The 20,915-nt window shown below is 63.5% G+C and carries 24 protein-coding genes; 7 read left to right on the plus strand and 17 right to left on the minus strand.

Annotation, left to right across the window (positions count from 1 at the left end):
* The first annotated feature begins 34 nt into the window (after positions 1-34).
* Positions 35-1,351 (plus strand): ammonium transporter, encoded by a 1,317-nt coding sequence (locus tag LCF60_RS01030; RefSeq protein ID WP_292287446.1) that lies wholly within the window; start codon positions 35-37, stop codon positions 1,349-1,351.
* Between the two features lie 121 nt (positions 1,352-1,472).
* Here the strand turns inward: LCF60_RS01030 and mbfA are convergent, their stop codons facing one another.
* Positions 1,473-2,447, minus strand: coding sequence for an iron exporter MbfA (gene mbfA, locus LCF60_RS01035; RefSeq protein WP_292289146.1), 975 nt, complete (start codon positions 2,445-2,447; stop codon positions 1,473-1,475).
* A gap of 139 nt (positions 2,448-2,586) precedes the next feature.
* Between mbfA and LCF60_RS01040 the strand changes: the two genes are divergently transcribed.
* A complete protein-coding gene (locus LCF60_RS01040; RefSeq protein WP_292287448.1) occupies positions 2,587-3,228 on the plus strand; it encodes a TetR/AcrR family transcriptional regulator in 642 nt (213 codons plus the stop codon).
* Here the strand turns inward: LCF60_RS01040 and LCF60_RS01045 are convergent.
* From LCF60_RS01045 to LCF60_RS01060, 4 genes are all read right to left on the minus strand, one after another.
* Complete coding sequence (locus tag LCF60_RS01045; RefSeq protein WP_292289147.1) at positions 3,192-3,983, minus strand: cobalamin-dependent protein; 792 nt, start codon at positions 3,981-3,983, stop codon at positions 3,192-3,194. The two genes, LCF60_RS01040 and LCF60_RS01045, sit on opposite strands and share 37 nt — an antisense overlap.
* Positions 3,984-4,128: 145 nt before the next feature.
* Entirely contained in the window at positions 4,129-4,839 is a 711-nt protein-coding gene (locus LCF60_RS01050; protein ID WP_292287450.1) for an NYN domain-containing protein, read from the minus strand.
* A 91-nt stretch (positions 4,840-4,930) separates the two neighbouring features.
* Positions 4,931-6,736, minus strand: coding sequence for a gamma-glutamyltransferase (ggt, locus tag LCF60_RS01055; protein WP_292289175.1), 1,806 nt, complete (start codon positions 6,734-6,736; stop codon positions 4,931-4,933).
* A gap of 103 nt (positions 6,737-6,839) precedes the next feature.
* Positions 6,840-7,952 (minus strand): S-(hydroxymethyl)glutathione dehydrogenase/class III alcohol dehydrogenase, encoded by a 1,113-nt coding sequence (locus tag LCF60_RS01060; RefSeq protein ID WP_292289148.1) that lies wholly within the window; start codon positions 7,950-7,952, stop codon positions 6,840-6,842.
* A 106-nt stretch (positions 7,953-8,058) separates the two neighbouring features.
* Between LCF60_RS01060 and LCF60_RS01065 the strand changes: the two genes are divergently transcribed.
* From LCF60_RS01065 to LCF60_RS01075, 3 genes are all read left to right on the plus strand, one after another.
* On the plus strand, positions 8,059-8,307 hold the full coding sequence (locus LCF60_RS01065; RefSeq protein ID WP_292289149.1) for an I78 family peptidase inhibitor: 249 nt from the start codon (positions 8,059-8,061) through the stop codon (positions 8,305-8,307).
* A 102-nt stretch (positions 8,308-8,409) separates the two neighbouring features.
* Positions 8,410-10,077 (plus strand): DUF6504 family protein, encoded by a 1,668-nt coding sequence (locus tag LCF60_RS01070; RefSeq protein ID WP_292289150.1) that lies wholly within the window; start codon positions 8,410-8,412, stop codon positions 10,075-10,077.
* Positions 10,078-10,173: 96 nt separating this feature from the next.
* The gene (locus LCF60_RS01075; protein ID WP_292289151.1) at positions 10,174-10,629 is read left to right on the plus strand and encodes a DsrE family protein; all 456 of its coding nucleotides are present in this window, start codon (positions 10,174-10,176) and stop codon (positions 10,627-10,629) included.
* Positions 10,630-10,777: 148 nt separating this feature from the next.
* Here LCF60_RS01075 and LCF60_RS01080 read toward each other — a convergent pair whose 3' ends face one another.
* Positions 10,778-10,960 (minus strand): hypothetical protein, encoded by a 183-nt coding sequence (locus LCF60_RS01080; RefSeq protein ID WP_292289152.1) that lies wholly within the window; start codon positions 10,958-10,960, stop codon positions 10,778-10,780.
* Between the two features lie 297 nt (positions 10,961-11,257).
* Here LCF60_RS01080 and LCF60_RS01085 point away from each other — a divergent pair, with 297 nt between their 5' ends.
* Both LCF60_RS01085 and zapE read left to right on the plus strand, forming a co-directional pair.
* Positions 11,258-11,599, plus strand: coding sequence for a DUF2794 domain-containing protein (locus tag LCF60_RS01085; protein WP_292289153.1), 342 nt, complete (start codon positions 11,258-11,260; stop codon positions 11,597-11,599).
* Positions 11,600-11,640: 41 nt separating this feature from the next.
* Complete coding sequence (gene zapE / locus LCF60_RS01090) at positions 11,641-12,699, plus strand: cell division protein ZapE (protein ID WP_292289154.1); 1,059 nt, start codon at positions 11,641-11,643, stop codon at positions 12,697-12,699.
* Positions 12,700-13,061: 362 nt separating this feature from the next.
* On the opposite strand, the gene LCF60_RS01095 is transcribed toward zapE, so the two are convergent.
* From LCF60_RS01095 to def (LCF60_RS01145), 11 genes are all read right to left on the minus strand, one after another.
* Positions 13,062-13,673, minus strand: a complete 612-nt coding sequence (locus LCF60_RS01095; RefSeq protein ID WP_292289155.1) for a LysM peptidoglycan-binding domain-containing protein — start codon at positions 13,671-13,673, stop codon at positions 13,062-13,064.
* Positions 13,670-14,263 carry a rhodanese-like domain-containing protein gene (locus LCF60_RS01100; protein WP_292289156.1) on the minus strand — a complete coding sequence of 198 codons (594 nt, stop codon included), beginning with the start codon at positions 14,261-14,263 and terminating at the stop codon, positions 13,670-13,672. Before LCF60_RS01100 ends, LCF60_RS01095 begins: the two co-directional genes overlap by 4 nt.
* Before the next feature lie 107 nt (positions 14,264-14,370).
* Positions 14,371-15,648, minus strand: coding sequence for a folylpolyglutamate synthase/dihydrofolate synthase family protein (locus LCF60_RS01105; RefSeq protein WP_292289157.1), 1,278 nt, complete (start codon positions 15,646-15,648; stop codon positions 14,371-14,373).
* Positions 15,645-16,577 carry an acetyl-CoA carboxylase, carboxyltransferase subunit beta gene (gene accD, locus LCF60_RS01110; protein WP_292289158.1) on the minus strand — a complete coding sequence of 311 codons (933 nt, stop codon included), beginning with the start codon at positions 16,575-16,577 and terminating at the stop codon, positions 15,645-15,647. Before accD ends, LCF60_RS01105 begins: the two co-directional genes overlap by 4 nt.
* Positions 16,578-16,642: 65 nt before the next feature.
* Positions 16,643-17,557: a DMT family transporter gene (locus tag LCF60_RS01115; RefSeq protein ID WP_292289159.1), complete on the minus strand. Its 915-nt coding sequence runs from the start codon at positions 17,555-17,557 to the stop codon at positions 16,643-16,645.
* A gap of 87 nt (positions 17,558-17,644) precedes the next feature.
* Positions 17,645-18,385, minus strand: a complete 741-nt coding sequence (locus LCF60_RS01120; protein WP_292289160.1) for a sulfite exporter TauE/SafE family protein — start codon at positions 18,383-18,385, stop codon at positions 17,645-17,647.
* A 70-nt stretch (positions 18,386-18,455) separates the two neighbouring features.
* Entirely contained in the window at positions 18,456-18,689 is a 234-nt protein-coding gene (locus LCF60_RS01125; RefSeq protein WP_292289161.1) for a GlsB/YeaQ/YmgE family stress response membrane protein, read from the minus strand.
* 3 nt (positions 18,690-18,692) lie between these two features.
* Positions 18,693-18,953, minus strand: coding sequence for a hypothetical protein (locus LCF60_RS01130; protein ID WP_292289162.1), 261 nt, complete (start codon positions 18,951-18,953; stop codon positions 18,693-18,695).
* On the minus strand, positions 18,944-19,867 hold the full coding sequence (fmt, locus tag LCF60_RS01135; RefSeq protein WP_292289163.1) for a methionyl-tRNA formyltransferase: 924 nt from the start codon (positions 19,865-19,867) through the stop codon (positions 18,944-18,946). Before fmt ends, LCF60_RS01130 begins: the two co-directional genes overlap by 10 nt.
* Before the next feature lie 3 nt (positions 19,868-19,870).
* Positions 19,871-20,368 carry a peptide deformylase gene (def, locus tag LCF60_RS01140; protein ID WP_292289164.1) on the minus strand — a complete coding sequence of 166 codons (498 nt, stop codon included), beginning with the start codon at positions 20,366-20,368 and terminating at the stop codon, positions 19,871-19,873.
* The coding region (gene def, locus LCF60_RS01145; protein WP_363318370.1) for a peptide deformylase at positions 20,365-20,915 on the minus strand (551 nt) is incomplete at its 5' end. The genes def (LCF60_RS01140) and def (LCF60_RS01145), both read right to left, overlap by 4 nt.

Genomic DNA, 20,915 nt, shown 5'->3' on the forward strand with positions numbered 1-20,915 from the left:
CCGGCGCTGTGACAGAGATAGGGGACACAAACAGATGAAACTACTCAAGACACTCCTGCCCGCTGCCGCGCTGATCGCGCTGCCAGTCATGGGCATGGCTCAAGAGGCCGAGGCCGCCGCGCCGACCATGGACGAGGTTGGCCCGTATATCTTCACCACGCTGCTGTTCCTGATGGCAGGATTCCTCGTGTTCTTCATGGCTGCCGGTTTTGCCATGCTCGAAGCGGGCCTCGTGCGGTCCAAGAACGTGGCGATGCAGCTGACCAAGAACATCTCGCTCTTCTCGATCGCGGCGATCATGTACTGGCTGGTCGGCTTCAACACGATGTATCCCGGCGACTTCAACGGCTATTTCGCCATCGGCGGGCAGACCGTGCTCGACGCGGTGGGCGTTTCGGCGGCCGACGCCGCGCTTGACTATGCGTCGGTCGGGTCTGACTTCTTCTTCCAGCTGGTCTTCGTCGCCGCAACCGCGTCCATCGTGTCCGGTGCCGTGGCCGAACGCATCAAGTTGTGGCCCTTCCTTGCCTTCGTGGTTGTTCTGACCGGCCTCATGTACCCGATCTCGGGTTCCTGGCAGTGGGGCGGCGGCTGGCTGTCCGAGATGGGCTTCTCCGACTTCGCCGGTTCGACCGTCGTGCACTCCGTAGGTGGCTGGGCTGCTCTGGCAGGTGTGATCGTGCTTGGTCCGCGTCTGGGCAAGTACAAGGACGGACGTGTAAACCCGATCCCGGGGTCCAACCTGGCGCTCGCAACCCTCGGCACGTTCATCCTGTGGCTCGGTTGGTTCGGCTTCAACGGTGGCTCGCAGCTTGCGATGGGCACCGTGGGTGATGTCTCGGACGTATCGCGCATCTTTGCCAACACCAACATGGCGGCGGCTGCCGGTGCGGTAACGGCTCTGATCCTGACCCAGATCCTCTACAAGAAGGTCGATTTGACCATGGTTCTCAACGGTGCTCTGGCCGGTCTCGTGTCTATCACGGCTGAACCGCTTGCTCCGACGCTGTTCGGTGCTCTGTGGATCGGTGCGGTCGGTGGTGTGATCGTGGTCTTCGCCGTGCCGTTCCTCGACAAGCTCAAGATCGACGACGTTGTTGGCGCCATCCCGGTCCACCTTTTCGCCGGTATCTGGGGCACCATCGCCGTGATCTTCTACGGTGAGGCAAACCTGATGACCCAGCTGACAGGCATCGTCGCCTACGGCGTGTTCACCTTCGTGGCCAGCCTGATCCTGTGGTACATCCTCAAGCTGACCATCGGTATCCGCGTCAGCGAGGAAGAAGAGATCAACGGTCTCGACATGGCGGAACTGGGCATGGAAGCCTATCCCGAATTCTCCAAAGGCTGATCTCCTCCTTCCAATCAGTCTTTCGTGACCAACTGCCCGGGCGTTCGCGCCCGGGTTTTTTTCTTGCGCCGTGATCGGCGATGATGCGTTCGCGCCCGGGTTTTTTCGTGCGGCCGACGGGTCAGCCGCTGCCGATCAGAACACCGGCGGCAAAGACAAGCGCGCCGCCCAGAACCACCTGGAACGCTGCACGAAAGAACGGCGTGTCCATGTACCTGTTCTGAATCCACGCAATCGCCCAAAGCTCGATGAAGACGACGACGAAGGCAGTGATCGTTGCGGTCCAGAAATCCGGGATCAGGTAGGGCAGGGCATGGCCCAACCCGCCAACCGTCGTCATGATGCCGGACGCGAACCCGCGTTTGATCGGTGATCCACGCCCCGACAATTGCCCGTCATCCGACGCCGCCTCGGTAAAGCCCATCGAGATGCCTGCGCCCACCGATGCCGCCAGGCCAACAAGGAAGGTCGTCCAGGTGTCCTGCGTGGCAAAGGCGGTGGCAAAGATCGGCGCCAGGGTCGACACCGACCCATCCATCAGCCCGGCCAGACCCGGCTGGACCCAGGTGAGCAGGAATTTTCGGCGGGCATGTTCCTCTTCGCTGCTGCGCGTGTCGTCGCTCAGGTGTTCCTGCTCAAGCGCCTCTGCGGTTTCTTGGTGACCCGCCTCGGCGGCGGCCAGATCGCCCAGCAGCTTGCGTGTCGCGGCATCGGTGGTGCGTTTCGCCGCCGCCAGGTAGAACTTTTCGGCATCGCGCTCCATCGCCTCGGCTTCGGCGCGGATACGCTCGATCCCGAGGTTCTCGACCAGCCAGACGGGCTTGCGGGCATAATACCCCGCTACGTGCTCGCGCCGGATCAGGGGGATGACATCGCCGAACCGAGCGCGGTGCAGGTCGACCAGCCGCTTGCGATGCGTGTCCTCTTCGGCGGCCATACCGTCAAAGATCGAGGCCGTACCGGGGAATTCCGACCTCAAACGTTCCGCATAGGATCGATAAATCCGGGCGTCGTCCTCTTCCGACGATATGGCCAGGGCGACGATTTCCTGTTCGGACAGGTCGGAAAAGCGGCGCCGGTTCAACGAAAAACGCATGATGAAAACCCTTCCTTTGGTAGAGACGTGTTGCTGCCCTCGCGACACCCGGCTTGTTTTGCCGGAGCAGGCACAACACATCCCACTTGCGAGACTAAACCGATCTGTTTAGATTTTGAACGCGACATAAGGGGTGGGAATGGCAACGGCGGAGGCGAAAATCCGGAAGGGCCGCAAGTTCGACCAGGTTGTCGAAGGCGCGCGCGAGGTGTTTCTGCGCGACGGTTTCGAAGGCGCCAGCGTCGATGACATCGCGCGTGTGGCGGGTGTGTCCAAGGCCACGCTTTACAGCTATTTCCCGGACAAACGCCTGCTGTTCATGGAGGTCGCCACCCGGCAATGCAAGGAGCAGGCCCGGACCTCGATCGAAAGCATCGACAGCTCGCGCCCCCCTCAGGAGGTCTTGTCACGGGTCGCGGACCAGTTCCTCGGCTTCATCTATTCGGACATGGGTCAGAGGATCTTTCGGATCTGCGTCGCCGAGGCCGACCGCTTTCCGCAACTCGGGCAGGAATTCTACCACTCCGGACCGATGATCATGCGCGCAGCGCTGGTCGATTACCTGCGCCAGGCCGCCGAGCGCGGCGAGCTCCGGATCGAGGATTTCGACCTTGCGGCCGACCAGTTCGCCGAACTGTGCAAGGCCGACCTTTGGCCGAAACTGGTGTTCGGGATCATCCAGACCGTTCCGAAGGACGAAAAGGCCCGCGTCATCGACGGGGCCGTCAGGACGTTTCTGGCCCGTTACGGGGCCGGGGACGCCGATTTCAGGACGGACTGATACAACGCCTCTAGGGTGTCCAGACATTGATCCAGCGACGTGGCTGCGGCATCGGCGCCGGTTCTCAGGGCAATGTCCTTTTCGATCTGCACGATGTTTCCGCTGATGAAGATCAGCGACCGCGGCGCGGCGATTCGCAGTTCGACGATGGTGCGCGCCAGCGATCTGACGTGATCCGCCCCCGAGGCCGACAATCCGATGATCGGATATCCGCCATCATGCGCGATCTGGCAAAGCTCGGATTCGCTGCGTCCGATCCGCAGGTCGATGCCCCAGCCCTTTTCGCGCAGGATGTCCGCCGCCATGGTCACGCCCAGCACGTGCTGTTCGCCGGGCACCGCAGCGAACAGGGCTTCGCGATGGCCACGCACCGGGACCGGCGGAGTCAGCCTGCCGATGTCCCGCAGCATGTGCAGCATGCGCCCGGCGGCAATCGCCATGTCGCTGAAATGGATGATGTCCTGTTCCCACCATTCGCCCAATCGCAGCGCGGCAGCGGCGATGTAGTTCAGGCACAATGTCTTGTGGTCGGCGCCGCGCTCATGCGCGCGGCTGAGGATGCGTTTCGCTTCTTCAGCGGTGGGATCCACGAGGGCGATGCAGAACGCATCGAGATTGATGTCGCTGATATCCGGCGGCGCCTGGCGCGAGATACAGGACAGCCGGTTTATCACTTCCTGCGCCATCACAAGCAGGGAAGCATCGGAAAGTCGCCGTTCCTGGCCATGGGCGTCGTCGTCGATGGCACGCACCACGATAGGTATATCAATTGTCAACATAGTATGGTCCCCAACGCGCCAAGCGCAGAAACCCCTCGTCCCCGAAACCGAGCATGGCATGGCAGGGATAATCCTGCAATGACCGTTCTGCATGCGCTGCAAGACCGGTCTCCAGGACGGATCAATCCCGCCGACGGACCATCAGCTGGTTGTTCGATCCGCGCTTGACCTCCAGCACCTTCATGTCAGCCACCAGATCGCTGAGCTTGCGCTTGCCATAGGTGCGGGTGTCGAAGTCCGGATTGGCCGACACGATGTGCTGACCCAACTGGCCCAGGCGGTACCATTCCTCGTCCTGGTCGATCGCGTCCATCGCCTTGAGGATGAGGTTGCGCGCCTCGTTCAGATTGCCCTTCTTCGCGGGTTTGGTTTCGGTGCTGTCCGTCTCGGGCCCGTCCGCAAGGTTTTCCAGGAAAATGAACCGCTTGCAGGCGCGCCGGAACGCTTCGGGGGTTTTCTGCATTCCCATTCCGTAGACGCCAAGACCCTGTTCCCGAAGCCGCTGCGCCAGGCGGGTGAAATCGCTGTCGGAACTGACCAGAACGAACCCGTCGAACCGTCCGGTATGCATCAGGTCCATCGCGTCGATCACCAGCGCGATATCGCTGGCGTTCTTGCCGACCGTGTTGGCGGGCTGATGGTGCGGAACAAGCCCGAATTCAGCCTGAACCTTGGACCATCCGGACATCTGCTGGCTGGAAAAGTCGCCATAGCACCGGCGCACACTCGCCTCGCCCAGGGATGCGATCTCCTCGAAAAGCGCCCGGGCATATTTCGGAGAGGTGTTGTCCGCGTCGATCAGGACAGCAAGCAGGGCGGGATTCTCAGCCATGGTCTGGCCCCTTTTCAGTTTTGGCGCCGGATTCGACATCGCCGGATGGCATGTCGGGGGCGGCGGCGGTCTGCCACCGCCCTGTCACGGATCACTGACCCAGTGCAATGCCCTCGCGGCGTGGATCTGCGCCACCGGACAGCGTTTCGCCCACCGCAATGGCGTGCAGGCCGGAATTGAGGTCGCGCACGTTCACCTCGAAGCCAAGATCGGTCAGGGCGGTTTCCAGATCGGCCGCCGTGGTGCCGGCCTCGATGTCATAGGTTCCGAACCGGTTGACCAGATGCGGCATCGACACCGCCTCCTGCACGTTCATGCCCCAGTCCACGTGCGCGATGATCCCCTGTGCAACATAGCCGATGATGCGGCTGCCGCCCGGGGAGCCGATCACCAGCGACGGTGCGCCGTCGGTCATCACGATGGTCGGAGCCATCGACGACCGGGGCCGCTTGCCCGGTTCCAGCCGGTTGGCAATGGGCCGACCGTCGCTGTGGGTGCTGAACGAAAAGTCGGTCAGTTCATTGTTGAGCAGGAAGCCCCGCACGAACAGGCGCGACCCGAACCCGTTCTCGATCGTCGTCGTCATCGAAAGAGCGTTGCCATGGCTGTCCACGATCGAGATATGCGAGGTCGAGGGCAGCTCGAGGCTCGCGTCCGGCGCAAGATCAATCGCGTGATCCCATTCCGGGTTGCCGGGAGACACCTCGGGCAGCGCGTCATCGCCGCTCAGAAGCTGACCGCGTTGTTCAAGATACTCCGGCGCGACAAGGCCCTTGGTCGGCATCGGCACGTAATCGGTATCGGCCATGTAAAGCCCGCGATCAGCAAAGGCGAGCCGCGACGCATCACCGATCAGCCGCCACGCCTCGGCGCTGTCCGGACCAAGCGCGGCAAGGTCATAGCCGTCGAGCATGCCAAGGATCTGCCCGACCGTCAGCGCGCCCGAGGACGGCGGGCCCATGCCGCAGACGTCATGCGCGCGGTAGGGTACGCAGACCGGCGCGCGCTCCTTCACCTCGTAAAGCGCCAGATCGGCGCGGGACAGAAGACCGGGATTGCCCGCCGCCGTGCGCACCGTCGCCACGATGTCCGACGCAATCGGGCCGGTGTAGAAGACATCCGCACCCTCGGCGGCGATCTGGCGCAGCGTGTCGGCGTAGTCGGGATTGGTCAGCGTGTCGCCTTCCGCAATCGGGTCTCCGCCGGGAAAGAAATACTCCTGCGTTGCGCGGAACCGGCCCAGCCGGTCCACATCTCCGGCCACAAGGTCGGCAAGGCGCGGCGACACGGTGAACCCGCCCTCGGCCAGGTCGATCGCCTCGGCAAAGAGGCCCGCCCAATCGGACTGCCCCCACTTGTCATGTGCCGCCTGCATCAGCGCCGGTGTCCCCGGCGTGCCGACCGACCGTCCACCGACAACCGCATCGAAAAACCCCATGGTTTCGCCGTCGTCGGTCTGGAACAATGTCGGCGTCGCTTCAAGCGGCGCGGTCTCGCGCCCGTCCAGCGTGGTCACCTCGCCACTGTCGGCGTCGTACCAGACAAGAAACGCACCGCCTCCAAGGCCGGAACTCTGCGGCTCGACCAGACCCAGCACCGCCTGCACGGCGACCATCGCATCGGCGGCCGTTCCGCCCTCGCGCAGAACCCGCGCCCCGGCCTCGACCGCCAGCGGATTGGCCGCGACAACCATCCAGTCCTCGGCCTCGACGGGGGTGCCGGCGCCCTTGAGGACAAGCGCATCTGTCGCCGCTTGCGACAGGCCACCAAATGCGGTCGTGGTATCGGTCGCGGCTTCCGGTGCGACGGCGTCTGCGGTCTGTTGCGCAGCGGCCGGAGCGAGGCTGCCCAAAACAAGAGCGGCAGAGACTGCAAGAGGGGTTCTGGAGTGAAACATCATGGTTCTGATCCTTTTCCTGAAGGGAAAGCGCCTTGCGCCCATTAAAGCCGGCCACGCGCCCATGAGATCAAAGGGGCGCGCGGCCCCTTCGGTTCCGGTATCAGTAAAGCACCACCGACCGGATGCTTTCGCCGGCATGCATCAGGTCAAAGCCCTTGTTGATGTCGTCGAGCGACATGGTGTGGGTGATCATCGGATCGATCTCGATCTTGCCCTCCATGTACCAGTCGACGATCTTGGGCACATCGGTGCGCCCGCGCGCGCCGCCAAAGGCCGTGCCTTTCCACGTCCGCCCGGTGACAAGCTGAAACGGCCGCGTGGCGATCTCGGCGCCTGCAGGGGCCACGCCGATGATGATGCTCTCGCCCCATCCCTTGTGCGCGCATTCCAGCGCGTCGCGCATGACCTGTACGTTGCCGGTGGCATCGAACGTGTAATCCGCGCCGCCCTTGGTCAGGTTCACGAGATACGGCACCAGGTCGCCCTCGACCTCCTTGGGATTGACGAAATCCGTCATGCCAAAGCGTGTCGCCATCTCGACCTTGTCGGGGTTGATGTCGACACCGACGATCTGATCCGCACCGGCAAGGCGCAGGCCCTGAATGACGTTGAGGCCAATGCCGCCCAGACCGAACACGATGGCGCGGCTGCCGATCTCGACCTTGGCGGTGTTGATGACGGCACCGACACCCGTGGTCACGCCGCAACCGATATAGCACACCTTGTCGAACGGCGCGTCCTCGCGGATTTTCGCCAGCGCGATTTCCGGCAGGACCGTGTGGTTCGAAAAGGTCGAACAGCCCATGTAATGCAGGATCGGATCGCCATCCAGCGTGCTGAACCGCGACGTTCCATCCGGCATCACACCCTTGCCCTGGGTTTCGCGGATCGACTGGCAGAGATTGGTCTTGGGATGCAGGCAGTAATCGCATTCCCGGCATTCCGGCGTGTAAAGCGGGATCACGTGATCGCCCGGTTTCAGGCTGGTCACACCCGCGCCCACCTCGAGAACCACGCCCGCGCCCTCATGACCGAGAATCGCCGGGAAGATACCTTCGGGGTCGGCCCCGGAACGGGTGAATTCGTCTGTATGGCAAATGCCCGTGGCCTTGATTTCGACCAGCACCTCACCGGCGCGGGGACCATCAAGGTTCACGTCCATGATTTCCAGTGGCTTGCCGGCTTGAACGGCAACTGCGGCGCGTGTGCGCATGATGACTCTCCCTCGATTTGTTTTTCGAAACCTTGCGGGAAAGCTCCGGGTTTGCAAGCATTGGCTTGGATATTGGAAAGGTTTCTCAATGCGGATTTTTTGTATCTTGGGTCTTTGTCTGGGTCTGGCGGGCTGTCAGGAAACCATCGTGGCGGAACAGCCCGCCGCCTCCTGTGGGGCCGATGACATGTCCCACCTGATGGGGCTGCAACGCGCTCAACTGGAAAGCATCGCCTTCACGCAACCGCATCGCATCCTTGGCCCCGACGACGCGGCCACGATGGATTTCCGCGGCGATCGGGTGAATTTCGAGCTGGATGACAGCGGCACGGTGGAGCGCATCTATTGCGGCTGATCCCGTAGCGGCAGGCGCGATCCGCAGGCGCGCTGGGATCTCGACTCGTCGGGGTGCAAGGGTGTATGGAACAAAAGAAGAACAAACGCTGCCGCGAGTCTCATGATCAACCGTCGTATCCTGTCCATCTGGTTTCCCCGGCTGGCCGCCGAACGCCATATCCGGCGCGACCCCAACCTGGGCGAGGTGCCCTTTGTCGTGGTGCGCGATGTCGGGCAGGCGCAGGTGCTGGCGTCGCTGTCGCCGCTCGCGCAGGCTGCGGGATTGTACGAGGGCCAGCCGCTGCGCGATGCCCATGCCATGTGCGCCGACCTGCTCACCCGGCTGTCGAACCGCCATGCCGAGGCGGCGTTCCTGGGTGTGCTGCATCGCTGGGCGGGCAAGTTTTCGCCCTGGGTCGCGCGCGAGGAACCCGATGCGCTGGTGATCGACCTGACCGGCTGTGCGCATCTCTTCGGCGGCGAGGAACAACTGGCGCTCCAGGTCGAACAGGATTGCGTCGACCTGGGACTCACGGTGCAGCTTGGCATCGCCGACACTCTGGGGGGCGCATGGGCGCTGGCGCGGTTCGGCGGCGGGCAGGGCGGCGAGCACCACCGAAGCGGCGATGCGATCGACCAAGAGGCCCGCGCGACCCGGTCCCGTGCAGGCAAACGGCGGCACTGGGAACGCGGCGGGGCTGCCCCGTCGGTGACGCTGTCCGCTGTGCAGGGCCGCGCCCGCATCGCCGCGCCGGGCGAAACCTACGCCGCGCTTGCTCCCCTGCCGATTGCCGCGCTCCGGCTGGACGATCATGCGATGAAACAGCTGTCCCGGCTGGGCCTGCGCCGGGTGAAAGACCTTGTAGACCAACCGCGCGCGGGATTGGTGCGGCGCTTTGGGCGCGGGCTGGTGGCGCGGCTGGATCAGGCGCTGGGCGCGTTGCCCGAACCGGTCAGCCCGGCCCCGCCGCCCGACCGCTTTGCCACCCGCATGAGCCTGCCCGACCCCATCGGCCTCGAGGACGACGTGATGGCGGCCATCGACCGGATGCTGCCCCGCCTCTGTGCCGCGCTGAACAAGAAGGGGCGCGGCGCACGCACCCTGCGGTTAGAGGCGTATCGCGCCGACGGGACGATGCAGTGGATGAACGTCACGATGGCCAAGCCCTCGGACGACCCCGATCATATCCGCCCGCTCTTGCGGCTCAAGGTCGAGGATCTGGATGCGGGTTACGGCATCGACATGCTGCGGCTCGAGGCGGTGCTGCACGAACCCATCCACCTGCGCACGGCGTCCGGACATCTCGAAGCGGCCGAGGCAGGGCGGGCCCGCATGGCGGGGCCGAAACCCGGATCGCTGGACAGGCTGATCGGGCGGCTGGGCACCCGTCTGGGGATGGAGTCGATCACCCGCGTGGAGCCCGCCGACAGCCATATTCCGGAAAAGACATGGGTCACGGTGGCGGCGGCGTGGTCGGAACCGGTAAAGCACTGGCCCGAAAGGACCAAATCCCGCCCGCTGCGGATGTGGGCCCCGGAACCCGTGATGGTCGCGGATGTGCCGCGCCTGCCCGAGACCTTCCGCTGGCGGGGGCGCGATCACCGTGTCCATAGCACCCGCGGCCCCGAACGCATCGCGCCCGAATGGTGGCTCGACGATCCGGCCTGGCGCAGCGGCCAGCGCGATTACTGGGAAGTGATCACCGACGAAGGCCACCGCCTCTGGCTGTTCTACGCGCATGGGGCGGCGAAATCCTCGGGCTGGTTCTGCCAGGGCGCGTTTGCCTGACATGTAAAAATATTCTCAGATATGAATATTTTGTTGCTACGGCGATGTCCGTTTGGCAGGCTGGACAAGAAGATTGTCTCAGGGAGGAAAAACGAGATGACACTTAATCCGATGCGGGCCATCGCGCGGCTTTTCATGGCCGCCGCCGCACTGATGCTTGGAGCGCATCTGGCCTATGCCGAAACGCCCAACAAGGTGGCCATTCATGTCGATGAGGAAAGCATCCAGACCATGAACATGGCGCTGAACAACGCCCAGAACATCGCGGCCCATTACGAAGCGCAAGGCGAAGAGGTGATCATCGAAATCGTCACCTACGGACCGGGCCTGCACATGCTGCGCTCGGACACGTCGCCCGTGGCTCAGCGGATTTCGGTCATGGCCCTGGAGATGGACAACATTTCGTTTTCGGCCTGTCTCAACACGGTCGAAGCCATGAAGCAGAAATCACAAAAGGATGTCCCGCTTCTCAGCGAAGCTGTCGTGGTGCCCTCTGGCGCAGTCCGCTTGATGGAGTTGCAACAGCAAGGGTATTCCTATCTCAGGCCGTGAAGCAGGACCGGCCTGCACGCAAGATCTCGCGAAACAGGAGTGTTAACAGTAGGTTAAAAGGTCCGAACCGGCCCGAATGTTTCGCGCGCGAAACAATAGGACCAGATCGGACCCATTCCTTTGTCGGCCGGCGTCCGGATCAGGATCGTCAGCTTTGGTTCGCACCGCGCATCTGGCGGATGCTGCCGCGGATCGTGCGCCAATACGCGGCTTCCTTCTCGTCTCCGGCATCGCGGTATTGATGTTCGCGTTGCGCGGCCTCGAATTCCGCCTTGTCGCCGCGCGCGCGGTACAGGGCATGTGCGATTTCACTGGCTTTCATGACGTCCATGGGGTCCTCCTTTGCCTTTCCAAGCGATCACGCGCCTGACATGACGAAAGCTGGCATATCGAGTGCCCGTGACCAGCTTGCTGTCAGGCATCGTGCAGGCATCGCGGCCCCGTGGGTGGCAAAACCACCCCTCGCGATGCTGGTCGAACATACACGCTCCGGCGCTCTGGATCAAATCAACGTTGACCCTCGGCCAATGATCGCGCGCGGTCCTGCGGGGGGGCGAATTTGCAACTCTGGCCTGTCGGGCCGGTCAAAATGCTTGATTTCGTCCCGAAGCTGCACACATCATTACTCATGAACAGTCTCACGCCGTTCCCACGCTCTACCGCAGCGCCCGAACAGGTGGCTTTCCACCGGACCGAGCTCAGCGTGATCCTGTCGCTCTATGGCCGTATGGTTTCTGCCGGCGAATGGCGGGATTACGGCATTTCCACGCTGCGCGATGTCGCCGTGTTCTCGGTCTTCCGGCGCACCGCCGAAAACCCGCTCTACCGCATCGAAAAGCGCCCCAAGCTGCGCAACCGGCAGGGACAATACGCGGTGATCGGCATCGACGGGCAGGTCCTCAAGCGCGGGCACGATCTGAAGACCGTGCTGCGCGTGCTGGAGCGCAAATTGATCCGCGCCGTCGAATAACCCCTCTCCACAATCCGTCGCAGACGCGGTAATCGGCTCGAATGACGACCTTGCCCGAAATCTATGCCGCGCGCGTGGCCGATGGCAGCCTGACCGGGGATCCGGCGCAGGAAGCTGCCTTGCCCGAGTTCGAACGCATCCGCGCCGCCCTTGCCGCGCCGGTCAGGAAGGGGCTGTTCCGCAAGGCACCCGAACCGCCGAAGGGACTGTATCTCTGGGGCGGTGTCGGGCGTGGCAAGTCGATGCTGATGGATCTTTTTGTCGACAGCCTCGACGTGCCTGCGCGCCGGGTGCATTTCCATGCCTTCATGCAGGAAATCCACGCCGCCATTCACAAGGCCCGCAAAGACGGTGTCGAGGACGCGATCAAGCCGGTGGCAAAATCCGTGTCGGAGTCGGTGCGGCTGCTGGCGTTCGACGAGATGCAGATCACCGACATCACCGATGCGATGATCGTGGGCCGGTTGTTCGAGAAGCTGTTCGCTGCGGGCGTCGTGGTCGTCACGACGTCGAACCGGGTTCCGGATGATCTTTACAAGGATGGTCTGAACCGGCAGATTTTCCTGCCCTTCATCGACATGCTCAAGTCGCGGATGGTGGTGCATGAGCTGACGTCAGACACCGACTACCGGCAGGATCGGCTTGCCGGGGCGCAGGTCTATTTCACCCCGAACGATGCCGCGGCCAAGGCCGAGATCAATCGCATCTGGGAAGAGCTGACACATGGTCGACAGGAAAGCCTGACCTTGCATGTGCAAGGCCGCGAGATCGAATTGCCGCGCTTTCACAACGGCGTCGCGCGCACCAAGTTCTACGACCTGTGCGGCCGGATGCTGGGCCCGGCGGATTATCTTGCGCTGGCCGAAGCGGTGCGGGTGCTGATCATCGAGGACGTGCCGCGCCTGAGTCGTCAGAACTTCAACGAAGCCAAGCGCTTCGTCACGCTGATCGACGCGCTTTACGAAGCCAGGGTCCGGCTGATCATGTCGGCGGCGGCGGAACCGGAAATGCTGTATGTCGAAGGCGCCGGTACCTTTGAGTTCGAACGGACCGCCAGCCGGTTGCGCGAAATGCAGGCGGAGGGCTGGGGCGAGCGCTGAACAAGACCTGCGGGACAAAAAAAGAGGTCCCGAGGGACCTCAAGACTGCTCGATGTTTTTTGCCTGTAGTCAGGTCCTTGCTATGCCTTACGTGAGTGATGGCGCGAGGAAACGCCAGCTTGGGTCGTCTTGGAGTGTGTCATCGAGCGGTATCGCAAGGTGAGGTCCCCAAAAGCCTTCCGCGGCCTTTCCGGTTGTTCCTGGGTACTCGTCAACACCGTCTAATCCCCCGTTCCGTGTCCGCTTTTCCAGCAATTCACAAAACCTTGAGACTTTGTGACACAGTGATTCGCATCGGTCAACATTTAGGTTGGGTTCGCCGCGATATTTCTACCTGTGGCGCCGGCCACCAGATGTTGGGGCTACCTCGTCGGGAGTTTGAGCACCATTCCCGGTTGGATATCGTCGGGCCGGGACAGCAGCCCGATATTGGCCTCGAAAATCTCCGTGGACAGGGCGGCGTTTCCGTAAAGCTCCTGCGCGATGCTCCTGAGCGTGTCGCCGGGCCGCACGAAATAGGACCCCGCAGAGGGAGCGCGCGGCACGTCTGCGCGCACCGTTTCGATGTCACGCAGCTGTGGCGGCGGTCCGGCTGCCATGCTGCGCTGGACGACGCTGTGCAAGAGGCTGCCCGGTTGCCCAGGGAAAGGGGCCTCGCCGGTGGTGACGGATTTCAGGCTGGAAATCGCACTGAAGGTCAAGTCGCGGATGTTCGTGGGCTGGTCGGCAGAGTTGTTGACGACCGTGGTTGAGGGTCTCGACGCGGTCGTGTTCCGGGCCGCCGGTTCGCTTACAGGTTCGATCGCGTTCAGCGGTGCGGCGCTGCGCGTCACGCTGGTTTCGAGGTCGGGAAGCACCTGCGCCGTGCGGGGCGATCCCGGCTGAAACACGATCAAGACGACGGTCAGGACAATGAAGGCGGCGCCCATCAGCGCCATCCGGATCAGCCCGGTTGTCTTGGATGTCTGTGTCATTGGACCACCGAATTGCTCAGGCCAAGTGCGCTCCAGGTGGATGCGCCTCCGCGGTAATACTTGATCTTGCCGTCCGGGTAGCCCGCATCGAGCAGATGCCGGATCGCGTCGGGTGCGTCAGCATCATCCGGGCCGTTGCCGAACAGGACCAGAGTGAATGCCTGCGCGAAGCCCGGAGTGGAGTCCGCATTGGTCACGCCAAGCGCCGACAAGAGGTCGCCGCGATACGGGTTCTCGGGAAGAAAGGTGGCCAGAGGCACGTTGACCGCGCCGGGAACGGACCCGGACGAAAACCGCGCGGGCGGGCGCACATCGACCAGCAGCCCGGATCCGTTGCTGACCGCCGTTTGCAGGAACCCGATGACTTCCAGTTCGCCAAGCGTGTCGACGCCTTCGGCGACCCGGATCGGTTGAACGCAGGATGCCGGACAGGAGGGCCCGGAACGGGTGACGGTGATTTCGCTTCCGTTCAGGGTGAAGCCGAAGGCGCTGGCGGTCTCGGTGATCGACGCGGACTGCGCAAAGAGCGGGCTTGCTGCGGAAATGGCAGCCACAAGCGCCGCATGTGCGGCAGGACGAACTGATACCATGGATCACCTATCACGCCCGCGCCGGCGGGCACCGCTCTGATTTTTCACGATATATAGGGGATTTGGGGCAATTTCGTCAATATAAAGCCGTTGGGCCCAGATTTGGCCTAACCGATCTGTCGCAACACATGCCCTGCAAGGTAGAGCGATCCGCAAATCAGAACCCGAGCCTGCGGCCTGGTTTCCGCGATCCGCCTCAAGGCCGCATCGACGCTCTCGGCCTCGTCGGCCGTCATTCCGACATCCCGCGCGGCCTTGGCAGTGTCCCCGGCGCTCAGCGTGTTCATCTCTCCGGGAATGGAGATCGCGCTCAGGTGATCCGCGACCTGCGCCAGGGGGCGAAGGTAACCGCGCACGTCCTTCGTGTTGAGCATGCCGCAGACAAGATAGGTCGGGCGTTCGGGAAGGGTTTGCAGGTGGGCGGCCAGCGCCTCGCCGGCTGCGGGGTTGTGGCCGCCGTCAAGCCACAGGTCCGCCTGCGGAACAAGGTCGTTCAGCACGGTGCCTTTGAGATGCTGCATCCGCGCGGGCCAGAAGGCGTTCGTGACCGCGCCATCGAACGCGGCTTCGGCCGGTTTCAGGTGACGCAGTGCGGCAAGGGCGATTCCCGCGTTTTCGATCTGGTGCTGACCCGGCAGGTTCGGGAGGGGCAGGTCCAGAAGCCCGCTTTCGTCCTGATAGACCAGCCTGCCGTGTTCTTCGCCCACGTGCCAATGCTGACCATGGGCGAACAGGGGCGCGCCCAGACGGGCGGCCCGCGCTTCGATCACCTCCATTGCCGCGTCGTGCTGCGGACCAACGATGCAGGGCACCCCGCGCTTGAGGATTCCCGCCTTTTCCCCTGCGATCCTGGCGAGCGTGTCACCGAGATATCCCTCGTGATCCATCGACACCGGTGTGATGATCGTCAGGGCGGGCTGGTCGATCACGTTGGTCGCATCGAGCCGACCGCCAAGCCCGACCTCGAGCAGGGTGTAATCGGCAGGGGTGCGGGCAAAGGCAAGCAGCGCGGCACAGGTTGTGATCTCGAAATAGGTGATGCTCGCGCCGTCATTTGCGGCGTAGCAGTCGTCCAGCACCTCGGTCAGATGTGCCTCGCTGATCAGGTCGCCCGCCAATCGGATGCGCTCGTGAAACCGCGCCAGGTGAGGCGAGGTGTAGGCGTGCACCTTATGTCCCGCAGCCTCGAGACCGGCGCGGATCATCGCCTGCGTCGACCCCTTGCCGTTGGTCCCGGCGATGTGGATCACCGGCGGCAGCTTTTGTTCAGGATGATCCAGCGCCGCCAGAAGCGCCCAGACACGGTCCAGCGTCAGGTCGATGATCTTGGGATGAAGCGCCATCATCCTTTCCAGGATGACGTCCGACCCTTCGGGCGTGCTCATGGGGCGTTGTCTGGTGTGGTCGGCGCCGCGGCGCTGGTATCGACTGGGCCGGGCGCGGGCAGGTCACCTGCCACCGGCGGCGGCATGTGCATCAGCATGCGGATGATCTGCACCAGTTCGTCGCGCAGCTTGCGCCGGTCGGTGACCCGGTCGAGCATGCCGTGTTCCAGAAGATATTCCGCGCGCTGGAACCCTTCGGGCAGCTTTTCGCGGATCGTCTGTTCGATCACGCGGGGACCGGCAAAACAGATCAGCGCGCCGGGTTCGGCGATCTGGACGTCGCCCAGCATCGCATAGGACGCGGTCACGCCGCCGGTCGTGGGGTGGGTCAGGACGACGATGTAGGGCAGGTTCGCTTCCTTGAGCATCTGCACCGCCACGGTGGTGCGCGGCATCTGCATCAGGCTCAGGATACCTTCCTGCATGCGCGCGCCACCGGCTGCGGAAAAGAGCACCAGCGGACGGCGCAGTTCCACGGCCTTTTCCGCCGCGGCGATGATCGCGTTGCCGACATACATGCCCATCGATCCGGCCATGAAGCTGAAATCCTGGGCTGCGGCCACGATCGGCGTGCGACCGATTTCGCCTGTGGCGACCAGCATCGCTTCCTTTTCGCCGGTGATCTTCTGCGCAGCTCGCATCCGGTCGGGGTACTTTTTCTGGTCACGGAATTGCAGCGGATCGGTGACGGGTTCGGGCACCTCGACCTCGGTGAAGATGCCGCCATCGAACATGCCGATGAACCGGTCACGCGGCGTAATGTTCATGTGGTGACCGCAATTGGAGCAGACATTGAGGTTGTCCGACATCTCGCGGTGAAACAGCATGGTGCCGCAATCGTCGCACTTGACCCAGAGGTTTTCGGGGATCTCGCGACGCGAGAAGATCGAGTTGATCCTGGGTCGGACGTAATTGGTGATCCAGTTCATGCAGTGCGGCTCCCGTCACCGTTTTCGGCTGGTGGTGATCTAAGCCCGACGCCGGGGAAATGCAATCAGCCGTGCGGCGTGAGGTTGGATCGCGCGGGGCCGCGTTTGACACCCAGTTGGCGTTCCCGCCAGATGATCAGAACCCCGGCGCCGATGATGACGACAGAGCCGATGATCGTGTGGATCGTCGGTATTTCGTCGAAAATCGTATAGCCTATGACCAAGGCGAACAGGATCGAGGCATAGTCGAAGGGGGCCAGGAACGCGGCCTCGGCGTGGCGGTAGGACGAGGTCAGCAGGATCTGCGCGACACCGCCAATCAGGCCCGCGCCGATCAGCTGGCTTGCGGTCTGAAAATCCGGCATCACCCAGCCGAAGGGCGCCGAAAGCAGCGAGAGACAGGAGGCGGACAGCGCGAAATAGAAGACCACGGCAGAGGTCGTCTCGTGCTGTACCAGCTTGCGGATATGGACATGCGCCAATGCACGCAGCGCGGCCGAGGCGAGGACAAGCGCCACGCCCCACCGGGCGGCGGTGCCCATTTCTTCGTTGCCAAGTTGCGGCAGCATGACAATCACCACGCCGACAAGCCCGATGAAGACGGCGGACATGCGCACCAGACGGACCTTTTCACCCAGCAGCATGGCTGCAAAGAGCACCGTCAGGATCGGCGCGGCATAGCCCAGGACCGTGACCTCGGGCAGGGGCAGCAGGCCGAGGGCGGCAAAGCCGCAAGCCATCGCGCTCACGCCGAACATGCCGCGCCACAGGTGTCCCATGGGGTTACGCGTGCGGAGCCCGGTGCTCAATTCGCGCCGCAGCGCCAGCCAGCCGAGGATCACCGGCAGGGCAAAGACGGATCGGAAGAACACGGCTTCACCGGGAGGAACGTTGTCCGCACTGGCCTTTATGAGCGATGCCATGATCACAAAAAGAAAGACAGCGCTGAGCTTCAGCGCCATGCCACGCAGCGGGGACATATCTTCTCCGGGGTTCGAGTTGCCCAATTCTGCCCCTGCGGCGCGGGAAGGTCAATCAGACACCGCTTGCCGTCCGCCGATCTGGCGTCAGCCGATCAGGACCTCGTAAAGCAGCTTGCCCGACACCAGGGCCAGTGCGATCTCGATCAGCAGGAAAAATGCCTTTTCCGGCAGGGCGCGCGAAATCGCGGCGCCGCTCCATGCGCCTGCCAGCGCCATCGGGGCGAGCCAGACTGCCTGCGCCGTGCTGTCCCAGGTGATCTGCCCCGCGAGGATGAAGGGCGGCACTTTCAACAGGTTGACCACGGAGAAAAAGATCGTCGTGGTACCGAGATACACCATCTTGTCGAGCTTCTGTGGCAGCACGTAGGCCTGAAAGGGAGGTCCGCCGGCGTGGGAAATATAGCTGGTGACGCCAGCCACCGTTCCCCAGATCAGACCGCGCGGCACATCCGCCGGTCGCGCCGGGATCGGGGTTTTCGAAAACCGTCGGCGCAGGGCGGTTGCAAGGTAGAACAGACCGATCGCGGCGACCAGCAGCTTGGTTGCATCGCTCGGGACATAAGATACCGCCGCAAAGCCGATCAGGATACCGGCCACCGCGCCCGGCAGAAGGATCTTCAGGTTTCGCAGCGAAAAGGCGCGCCGGAACAGGTACACCGCATACATGTCGGCGACGATATAGATCGGCAGAAGAAGCCCGGCCGCGCGTGCGGGATCCATGAACAGGGACATGAGGGGCACCGACAGAAGCGCGATCATCGGCACTCCGCCTTTCGACAACCCCATCAGAAAGGCCGCCAGCCCGCCGACAATCCAGTATTCCAATCTGCGCCCCGTGTTGCGTCGCGTTTGCGACTGGTCTCATTTCAAGTGGGGAATTCCAAGCGAACAGGTCTCAGGAGCGCAGTTTCTGAACGGCCCAGATCACGATCATCGCCCCCAGAACGGCCCCGACGAACCCGGCGACGGCGCCGGTTGCCGCCAGAAGCAGTCGGATCACCAGCCCTCCGATCAGCGCGCCTGCCACGCCGACCATGACCGTGGCAAGGGTGCTCATCTCGACGCGCATCACCCGCGTCGCCAGAAAGCCCGCCGCCGCGCCGACCACCAGGAGGAACAGGATCTGCATGGCCTATCTCCGCCGCCGGTCGCGCACCGAGCCCCGCCAATGGGTCGGCACGATGATCAATGCGCCCAGCGACGACACGATGGCGTTCATGCCGGGGGAGCCGAAACCGATGCCGAACATGATCCGAACGAAATAGGCGAGGAACGCGCCGCCGACGCAGATGATGATGCTCTGGATTATGCCGTTGTTGGTAAAGCCCGACTTTTCGGAGATGTAGCCGACGATCCCCGCGATCACCACGGTGCCCATCAGGATCATGAACATGCCTGGTCTCCCAATCGGGTTCCCGAGGGAACCGCCATACCGCGCAAGAAGGTCTCGGTGTCCTGGGCGCCCTTGCCGGCACGCTGCGCCCGCGTGATGGTAACCGCTCCGTCCCCACAAGCAACCGTGAAGGCATCGTCAAGAACGGTTCCGGCGGGCCCGCTCTTTTGCGCCAAAGCGCTGCCCAGCAGTTTCACGCGGTCCTCGCCGATCAGGGTCCACGCACCGGGGAAGGGCGACAGGCCCCGGATCTGCCGGTCGATCTCGACGGCCGGGCGGGTCCAGTCGATCCGCGCCTCGGCCTTGTCGATCTTCTCGGCATAGGTCACGCCTGCATCCGGTTGCGTTTCCGGCGCGAGATCATCCAGCCTGTCCAGAGCCCGCAGGATCAGGTCAGCGCCCATCAGGCTCAGCCGGTCATGCAGATCGCCTGTAATTTCGGTGGCGCCGATGGGGGTGCTTTCGCGCAAGAGCACCGGCCCGGTGTCCAGGCCTGCCTCCATCTGCATGATGCAGATGCCGGTCTCTGCGTCCCCTGCCATGATCGCGCGATGGATCGGCGCGGCCCCGCGCCAGCGCGGCAAAAGCGAGGCGTGGATGTTGAGGCAGCCGCGGTTCGGCGCGTCCAGCACCGCTTGCGGCAGGATCAGACCATAAGCCACGACGACGGCGATATCGGCATTCAGGGCGGCGAATTCCTGCTGTGCGTCGTCCGTGCGAAGGCTCTTGGGGTGCCGCACCGTCAGGCCCAACGCCTCGGCGCGGGCATGGACCGGCGTCGGGCGATCCTTCTTGCCGCGCCCTGCGGGGCGGGGCGGCTGGCAATAGACGGCGGCGATCTCGTGGCCCGCCTCGACCAGCGCGTCGAGCACCGGGACCGAGAAGTCGGGTGTGCCCATGAAGATGATCCGCATGTCCTAGCCCTTCAGCTTTTTCGCGCGCCGCAACAGGATGTCGCGTTTGGGGCGGCTCAGGTGATCGAAATACATCTTTCCGTTCAGATGGTCGATCTGGTGCTGCACCGACGTGGCCCAGAGGCCGACGAAGTCATCTTCTTGAACCGTACCGTCGGCCCCCATGAACCGTACGGTCACCGCACGCGGTCGTTCGATGGACGCAGAGACACCCGGCAGGTTGGGGCTTGCCTCTTCATGCGGGCGCAGCTGGACCGAGGCGTGCAGGATTTCGGGGTTTGCCATGCGCACGGCCTTGCCCCGTTCCTCGGACGCATCGACAACGGCCAGCCGTTTCAGAACGCCGATCTGGTTCGCGGCCAGACCGACCCCGGGCATCGCCTCCATCGTGTCGATCATGTCCTGCCAGATCGCGCGGATTTCGTCGGTGATCTCCTCGACCGGGTCGGCAGGCGCACGCAGGCATCTGTTCGGCCAGGGCAGGCAGCGACGGGCCGTCATGCGAGGGCCGCGTAAGAGGTTTCAAGCTGTGCGCGATCGGCATCGGACAGGCGGTCAAAGATCACCAACCCGTTCAGATGGTCCAGTTCGTGCTGCGCGCAGGTCGCGGCAAATCCCGTCAGGTGGGTTTCATGCCGCGTGCCATCCAGATCGGTATAGGCCAGCGTGATTTCGGTTGGACGGATGACACCGGCGGAAACGCCGGGTATCGACAGACACGCCTCTGTGTTCTCGGCCACGGTATCGCCAGAGGCCACGATTTCCGGATTGATACAGACATAGGGTGTTCGGTCGCCGTCTTTCCAGGTCGGGTCCATGACGAACAGCCGCTGCATCACGCCGACCTGAGGTGCCGCCAGCCCACGACCCGGCGCGTCGTACATGGTGTCGAACATGTCCTGCACGAGATCGGCCAGGTTTGCGGGGGTCTCGACCGGAGCGCAGACCTGGCTCAGCCGGGGATCGGGCCATTTGACAATGGGCAGGACGCTCATGCGCGGGCCATCTCGCGCTTGAGCTTGACCATCTTGCGGGTGATCATCTGGCG

Origin of the sequence: Marivita sp. (genome assembly GCF_020055635.1) — a bacterium.
In the GTDB taxonomy this organism is placed as follows: Bacteria; Pseudomonadota; Alphaproteobacteria; order Rhodobacterales; family Rhodobacteraceae; genus Marivita.

Coding starts and splice junctions, on each gene's coding strand:
- LCF60_RS01125 (WP_292289161.1), bottom strand. CDS start 18,689: ATGCAGATCCTGTTCCTCCTGGTGGTCGGCGCGGCGGCGGGCTTTCTG.
- LCF60_RS01095 (WP_292289155.1), bottom strand. CDS start 13,673: ATGACACAGACATCCAAGACAACCGGGCTGATCCGGATGGCGCTGATG.
- LCF60_RS01030 (WP_292287446.1), top strand. CDS start 35: ATGAAACTACTCAAGACACTCCTGCCCGCTGCCGCGCTGATCGCGCTG.
- zapE (WP_292289154.1), top strand. CDS start 11,641: ATGACGACCTTGCCCGAAATCTATGCCGCGCGCGTGGCCGATGGCAGC.
- LCF60_RS01080 (WP_292289152.1), bottom strand. CDS start 10,960: ATGGACGTCATGAAAGCCAGTGAAATCGCACATGCCCTGTACCGCGCG.
- LCF60_RS01050 (WP_292287450.1), bottom strand. CDS start 4,839: ATGGCTGAGAATCCCGCCCTGCTTGCTGTCCTGATCGACGCGGACAAC.
- def (WP_292289164.1), bottom strand. CDS start 20,368: ATGACGGCCCGTCGCTGCCTGCCCTGGCCGAACAGATGCCTGCGTGCG.
- accD (WP_292289158.1), bottom strand. CDS start 16,577: ATGAACTGGATCACCAATTACGTCCGACCCAGGATCAACTCGATCTTC.
- LCF60_RS01100 (WP_292289156.1), bottom strand. CDS start 14,263: ATGGTATCAGTTCGTCCTGCCGCACATGCGGCGCTTGTGGCTGCCATT.
- LCF60_RS01115 (WP_292289159.1), bottom strand. CDS start 17,557: ATGTCCCCGCTGCGTGGCATGGCGCTGAAGCTCAGCGCTGTCTTTCTT.
- ggt (WP_292289175.1), bottom strand. CDS start 6,736: ATGTTTCACTCCAGAACCCCTCTTGCAGTCTCTGCCGCTCTTGTTTTG.
- LCF60_RS01040 (WP_292287448.1), top strand. CDS start 2,587: ATGGCAACGGCGGAGGCGAAAATCCGGAAGGGCCGCAAGTTCGACCAG.
- LCF60_RS01070 (WP_292289150.1), top strand. CDS start 8,410: ATGATCAACCGTCGTATCCTGTCCATCTGGTTTCCCCGGCTGGCCGCC.
- LCF60_RS01085 (WP_292289153.1), top strand. CDS start 11,258: ATGAACAGTCTCACGCCGTTCCCACGCTCTACCGCAGCGCCCGAACAG.
- fmt (WP_292289163.1), bottom strand. CDS start 19,867: ATGCGGATCATCTTCATGGGCACACCCGACTTCTCGGTCCCGGTGCTC.
- mbfA (WP_292289146.1), bottom strand. CDS start 2,447: ATGCGTTTTTCGTTGAACCGGCGCCGCTTTTCCGACCTGTCCGAACAG.
- LCF60_RS01105 (WP_292289157.1), bottom strand. CDS start 15,648: ATGAGCACGCCCGAAGGGTCGGACGTCATCCTGGAAAGGATGATGGCG.
- LCF60_RS01075 (WP_292289151.1), top strand. CDS start 10,174: ATGACACTTAATCCGATGCGGGCCATCGCGCGGCTTTTCATGGCCGCC.
- LCF60_RS01060 (WP_292289148.1), bottom strand. CDS start 7,952: ATGCGCACACGCGCCGCAGTTGCCGTTCAAGCCGGCAAGCCACTGGAA.
- LCF60_RS01130 (WP_292289162.1), bottom strand. CDS start 18,953: ATGTTCATGATCCTGATGGGCACCGTGGTGATCGCGGGGATCGTCGGC.